The 5,692-nt window shown below is 67.4% G+C and carries 6 protein-coding genes; 3 read left to right on the top strand and 3 right to left on the bottom strand.

The window, feature by feature from the left end:
- The first annotated feature begins 101 nt into the window (after positions 1-101).
- Positions 102-773: a hypothetical protein gene (locus QN347_RS18610; RefSeq protein ID WP_322160309.1), complete on the top strand. Its 672-nt coding sequence runs from the start codon at positions 102-104 to the stop codon at positions 771-773.
- A gap of 121 nt (positions 774-894) precedes the next feature.
- Here the strand turns inward: QN347_RS18610 and QN347_RS18605 are convergent, their stop codons facing one another.
- Genes QN347_RS18605 through QN347_RS18595 form a run of 3 tightly spaced genes read right to left on the bottom strand, consistent with a single transcriptional unit; the run spans position 895 to position 2,538 of the window.
- Entirely contained in the window at positions 895-1,350 is a 456-nt protein-coding gene (locus QN347_RS18605; protein WP_416194461.1) for a cytidine deaminase family protein, read from the bottom strand.
- Positions 1,347-2,036: a glycoside hydrolase family 25 protein gene (locus tag QN347_RS18600; protein WP_322160307.1), complete on the bottom strand. Its 690-nt coding sequence runs from the start codon at positions 2,034-2,036 to the stop codon at positions 1,347-1,349. The genes QN347_RS18605 and QN347_RS18600 overlap by 4 nt, the downstream gene beginning before the upstream one ends.
- A gap of 19 nt (positions 2,037-2,055) precedes the next feature.
- Complete coding sequence (locus QN347_RS18595) at positions 2,056-2,538, bottom strand: UPF0262 family protein (RefSeq protein ID WP_133189815.1); 483 nt, start codon at positions 2,536-2,538, stop codon at positions 2,056-2,058.
- 111 nt (positions 2,539-2,649) lie between these two features.
- Between QN347_RS18595 and QN347_RS18590 the strand changes: the two genes are divergently transcribed.
- The gene (locus tag QN347_RS18590; protein WP_133189813.1) at positions 2,650-4,152 is read left to right on the top strand and encodes a replicative DNA helicase; all 1,503 of its coding nucleotides are present in this window, start codon (positions 2,650-2,652) and stop codon (positions 4,150-4,152) included.
- Between the two features lie 10 nt (positions 4,153-4,162).
- Positions 4,163-5,545 carry an RNB domain-containing ribonuclease gene (locus QN347_RS18585; protein WP_322160303.1) on the top strand — a complete coding sequence of 461 codons (1,383 nt, stop codon included), beginning with the start codon at positions 4,163-4,165 and terminating at the stop codon, positions 5,543-5,545.
- Positions 5,546-5,692: the final 147 nt, after the last annotated feature.

Genomic DNA, 5,692 nt, shown 5'->3' with positions numbered 1-5,692 from the left:
GTCATCGATCCTGCAGATTACAGAATCATGGCTTGAGCGAGCGACGATTTCGCGGGTCGTCAAGCAGACGGAGTATAATACACATACGGGGAGATGGATCGATGCGTCGATGGCATAGGCTTTTCAATCGCGGGCTGGTGCTGGCCGGGGTCGGGCTGGGCACCGTGGTACTCGCGCCCGAGGTGCTGGCCTTTCCGCATCGCCAGATCATCGGCGATACCGTCGTCTATTCCGAGCGGGCGCTGCCGGCGACGATGCCGCAGCTTCTGGCGAAATCCGACGCGCTGCTGCGCAAGAGCGCGATCTTCGGGTCGGGCTATGGTCGGCGCGTCTTCCTGACCGAGGGCGGGTGGCGTTGGCGGGCGCTCGCCTTGCAGGCGTCGGGTGCGTTCGCGCTCTCGCGCGGGTTTGGCGAGACGATCGTCGTCAACCGCAGCGATGCCGCGCGTGACGTGGTTTTCAACGGCGGGGCGATGGCGGGACACCGCAGCCTGTCGGGCGTGATCGCGCACGAGCGCACCCACGGGCTGATCCGCGCGCGCTACGGCGTCGCGGCCGATGTCGTCTATCCGGCGTGGCTGCGCGAGGGCTATTGCGATCTGGTGGCGGTAGGGGGGAGCCTGTCGGACCGAGATGCGGCTTTGCTCAAGGCGGGGCATCGCAGCGTTCCGGCGTTGCGCTATTATGACGGGCGCAAGCGCGTCGAGGCAGCGTTGCGCGCGAATGGCGGGTCGGTCGATGCGCTGTTCGCTGGGGCATCGAAGGTGGACTGACGCGACGCTCCCCGGCGAAGGCCGGGGCCCAGATGCGGGCGTTGCAGGGGTGGCGTCGCGTTCGACTACCGAACGCTCGCGACTGGGCCCCGGCCTTCGCCGGGGAGCGGCAACCTCGCGATTACGCTTTCGGCCCCAACCCCAGATCCGCCGGCCCGAAAGCATGCGGCAACAATTCGCTCAACAGATAGCGCTCGACGGCGTCGCCCTCGGCCGCGCCGCACCAGACGACGATATCGCGCCCGCCGATCTGCGCGGCTTCGTTGATCACCTGGCGGCAGCGGCCGCACGGGCCGACCGGCGCGGTTCCCGTCGGGCGCCCGTCGGCGTCCATCGCGCCGCCGATCACGCCGATCTCGACCACGTCGCGGAAATCGCCCGCGCTGTTGACCGTCGCGAGCGCGACCGTTTCGGCGCAGAGCGACAGGCCATAGCTCGCATTCTCGAAATTCGCGCCGGTCACGATCCGCCCGTCGGCGAGCAGCACCGCCGCGCCGACCGCGAAGCGCGAATAGGGGGCGTGTGCGTTCAACGCGGCGGCGCGCGCTGCGGTGATCAAGGTTTCTTGCATCGTCATGGTGCCACTACATCCCAATGGACCGGCCCATCGACCCCGTCGATGCGCCGCATGTCGCTTGCCTGCCACATCCGCCAGCGCCTTGCCGGATAATCGGGCGGGAAGAAATCCTGCATCGCCCAGACCGGGCGGGGAATCGCCAGCGTCACGCCGTATGCCGCATCGAAGCGCTTGCTGACCTTGACCAGCAGCGGCTTGCCGGTATGCGATTCGACCATCGTGATGAAGCGCCTAAGCTCGTCGAGCACGATCGGCGCGGTCGGCCGCGCGGTGCAATCGTCGCTGAAATCGAGCTCGAGCGCGGTGGGGAGCGCGCCATCGTCGCGCGCGACGATCGTGTTGAAGGCGTTGGCCTGATCGGCGGCGAGGCGGCACAGCGAATAGGCATGGCTCGCCCCGCGGCGCATTCCCGTCTCGGCGACCGCCGCCCAGTTCGCCTCGAAGCGCGGGTCGCGCTGATCGGCGGCGGTTGCGCGGACATAGGCGAAATCGGCGCCGCCGCGTTTGACGGCAAACCAGTCGATCTCGCCATTGGCGGCAGACACGTCGAGCCCCTGGAACGCGAAGCGGTCGGTCGGGCGCCAGCTCAGCGCGAGCACCCAGAGAATGATGGCAGCAAGGGCGAGTACGCCGGCGATCGTGGCGTACAGCCCGACCCGGATGCCCCACAGGCGATATTTTACCACGATAGTCCCGTTCGGGCGGTCAGCCCTTGATATGAAGTACGCAGATCAGCGTGAACAGCCGGCGGGCGGTGTCGAAGTCGATCTCGATCTTGCCCTCCAGCCGCTCCTTGAGCAGCTCCGCCGCTTCGTTGTGGATGCCGCGCCGCGCCATGTCCACCGTCTCGATCTGCGCCGGTGTCGCGTTTCGGATCGCCTGGTAATAGCTGTCGCAGATCGCGAAATAGTCTTTGATCGGGCGGCGGAAGCGCCCCATGCCGAGCACATAGGTCTCGAGATGGCTGTCGTCCGCGCGGTGGATCGCGATGCCGAGCCGGCCTTCCTCGACGCTGAGCGCGATCCGGTAGGGGCCGGCATAGCCATCGGGATACGCCCTTTGCGGCGCGAAATGGTTGCCTTCGATCAGATCGAAGATCGCGATGCGGCGTTCCTGCTCGATATCGGCCGACCGCCACAGGATCGTGCGTTCGTCGAGGGTCACGGCAATGATGCGCGGATCGGCCATGATTACGCCGTAGCGGGGGCGGGGCCAGGGGACAACATCCGCCCACGGGATTCACACCCGGGTGAGCGCAATCCGCTTGAGTGGGCAGGCGGCGAGTGGGATGAGAGCGCCATGGCCACAGCATTCCTCCCCACACCGCCCGTTCCCGAAACCGTATCGCTACCACAGAACGTCGAAGCCGAAGCCGCGATGCTCGGCGCGATGATGATCGACAACCGCCTCGCCGACGATCTGATCGACCGGCTCGACGCGGAACATTTCTTCGAGCCGCTCCACGGCCGCATCTTCAGCGCGATCAAGACGCTGCGCGGCAACGACATGCTCGCGAGCCCCGTCACGCTGCGCCCGATGTTCGAACAGGACGCCGGGATGCGCGAGCTGGGCGGCCCCGCCTATCTCGCGCAGCTCACGGGCTCGGGCGCGGGGCTGATCGGCGCGCGGCAGTTCGCCAAGCAGATCTACGACCTCGCGATGTTGCGCACGCTGGTGACGGTCGGCCGTGGCCTCGTCGATCGCGCGATGGATACCTCCGAAGAGGTCAATCCGCGCGCGCAGATCGAAGCTGCCGAGGAAGAGCTCTACAAGGTCGCCTCGGACGGCGCGACCGAGAGCCAGACCAAGAGCTTCCTCCAGGCCGCCAAGACGACGCTCAAGATGGCCGAGGTGGCGCTCAATTCGGGCGGACATATCTCGGGCATCACGACGGGAATCGAGAGCATCAACACCAAGATCGGCGGTATGCACCGCTCCGACTTGATGATCCTCGCCGGGCGTCCGGGCATGGGCAAGACCTCGCTTGCCACCAACATCGCGTTCAACGCGGCGCAGCGCTGGATGCGCGACATGGCCGACGGGATCGACCCCGAGCGCTCGCTCGGCGCGAAGGTCGCGTTCTTCAGCCTGGAAATGTCGGCCGATCAGCTGGCGGGGCGCGTGCTTTCCGAGCAGGCGCGAATCAATTCGGACGTGCTGCGTTCGGGCAAGATCAGCCGGCATGAATTCCAGGCGCTCGCGACGACCGCGGCCGAGCTCGAGAATCTGCCGCTGTTCATCGATGATACCGCCAACCTCTCGATCGCTTCCCTCCACACGCGTGCGCGGCGGTTGCAGCGGCGGCACAACAACCAGCTCGGGCTGATCATCGTCGATTATCTTCAGCTGCTGTCGGGCTCGGCGAAGAGTTCGGGCGACGGGCGTGTGCAGGAAATCTCGGAGATCAGCCGTGGCCTCAAGGGCGTCGCGAAGGATCTCAACGTGCCGGTAATGGCGCTGTCGCAGCTCAGCCGCGCGGTCGAGCAGCGCGAGGACAAGCGCCCGCTGCTGTCGGATCTGCGCGAATCGGGATCGATCGAGCAGGACGCCGACATGGTGATGTTCGTCTATCGCGAGGATTATTATCTCAACATGGCGCAGCCCGAGATCCCGAGCGCGAACAGCCCGGCGGGGGTGCAGGACAAGCACGCGCAATGGTCCGAGCATCTCTCGCGCGTCGATGGCCTGGCGGAACTGATCATTGCCAAGCAGCGCCACGGCTCGACCGGCAAGGTGATGCTCAAGTTCGAGCCGCACATCACGCGCTTCAGCGACGTCGTCGTTGGCGGTGGCGGCTATTGAGGCTGCGCGGTTGAAGACACTCGTCGATTCGAACGCGGTGCTGGCCGCGGGGCTGCCGCTGATCCGGACGCAGTTCGGCGTGCCCGAGTCGTTTCCGCCGCAGGTGCTCGCGGCAGCGGAGGAAGCCGCCAAGCGCGTGCCGAGCGCGCATGTCGATCGGACGGCTATGCCGTTCGTCACGCTCGACCCGGCGAGTTCGACCGATCTCGATCAGGCGTTCGCGATCGAGCGCAGCGGGGCGGACCTGTTGCTCCACTATGCGATCGCGGACGTCGCGTGGTTCGTCGACGATGGCGGGTTGATCGACGCCGAGGCGTGGAAGCGCGGCACGACGCTGTATCTGCCCGACGGCAAGGCCGGGCTCTACCCGCCGGTGCTGGCGGAAGGCGCAGCCAGCCTGTTGCCGAGCGGGCCGCGACCGGCGGTGGTGTTCACCGTGCGCGTTGCGCCCGATGGGACTCCGACGCTCGACGGGGCCGAGCGCGCGATCATTCGCAGTCGGGCGAAGCTTGCCTATGACAGCGTGACCGAGGCCGATCTCCCGCCCGATTTCGCCGAACTCGCCAACCGCATCGCCACCGCCGAGGATGCGCGCGGCGCGAGTCGCGTCGATCCGCCACAGCAGGATGTGATTGCTGACGGGAAGGGCGGGTATCGGCTGGCGTTCGAGCCGCGGTTGCTGTCGGAGGACCGCAATGCCGCGCTGTCGCTCGCGACCAATCTCGCCGTCGCGGCGCTTCTGCAAGCCCATCATACCGGCCTATTTCGCGTGATGGCCGGGCCTGACGATCGTGCGGTGCAACGGCTGCGCAATGTCGCGCTGGGGCTTGGGCTCGACTGGCCCGCCGCATTGTCGCTGCCGCAGTTCGTGGCGACGCTGTCCGCGTCCAACCCGGCGCAGGCCGCCTTCATGATCGCCGAGCGCCGGAGCGGGGGCGGGGCGACCTATACGCCGTACCGCGATGGCGTGGTCCCGTGGCACGCGGCGATGGCGGCGACCTATGCGCATGCGACGGCGCCGCTGCGCCGGCTGGCGGATCGCTATGTCGTGCGCGCCGCGCTCGCCATCGCCAATGGGCAGCCAGTGCCCGAGGTGGTGACGCAGGCGTTCGAGACGCTCCCGCCGGTGATGGCGCGCGCCGATGCGATCGGCGGGCGGATCGACCGCGCGGTGATCGACCTGGCCGAGACGGCGGTGCTGCAGGGGCGCGAGGGCGAGATCTTCTTCGCGGTGATCGTCGATGCGGATGCGCACGGCGCGCGGATTCAGCTGTGCGAGCTGGCGGTGCTGACGAGCGTCAAGACCGAGGGCAAGCCGGGGGAGACGATCTCGGTGCGGCTGGTGGCGGCGGACACGACGGCGCGGACTTTGAACTTCGAGCGGGTTTCGTAAGGCGAAAGCACGCGGCGACGCTACGGAGCAGAGGAACGGCGCAGCGCTGCCTGAAATGGCGGTGCGCCGTTCCTCCCCTCCCTGGAAGGGAGGGGCCGGGGGTGGGTCGGCCCGTGGCACGGGTGACCCTGTCTCTTATACACATCT

This window comes from Sphingomonas sp. 10B4 (assembly GCF_035019905.1).
GTDB classification, from domain to species: domain Bacteria; phylum Pseudomonadota; class Alphaproteobacteria; order Sphingomonadales; family Sphingomonadaceae; genus Sphingomonas; species Sphingomonas glacialis.
The sequence above is the reverse complement of the archived record's forward strand: the minus strand, read 5'-3'. Positions and strand labels throughout refer to the sequence as shown.

Excerpts from the sequence above, each read along its gene's own strand:
- QN347_RS18610 (WP_322160309.1), top strand. The coding sequence starts at position 102 with ATGCGTCGATGGCATAGGCTTTTCAATCGCGGGCTGGTGCTGGCCGGG.
- QN347_RS18605 (WP_416194461.1), bottom strand. The coding sequence starts at position 1,350 with ATGACGATGCAAGAAACCTTGATCACCGCAGCGCGCGCCGCCGCGTTG.
- QN347_RS18595 (WP_133189815.1), bottom strand. The coding sequence starts at position 2,538 with ATGGCCGATCCGCGCATCATTGCCGTGACCCTCGACGAACGCACGATC.
- QN347_RS18590 (WP_133189813.1), top strand. The coding sequence starts at position 2,650 with ATGGCCACAGCATTCCTCCCCACACCGCCCGTTCCCGAAACCGTATCG.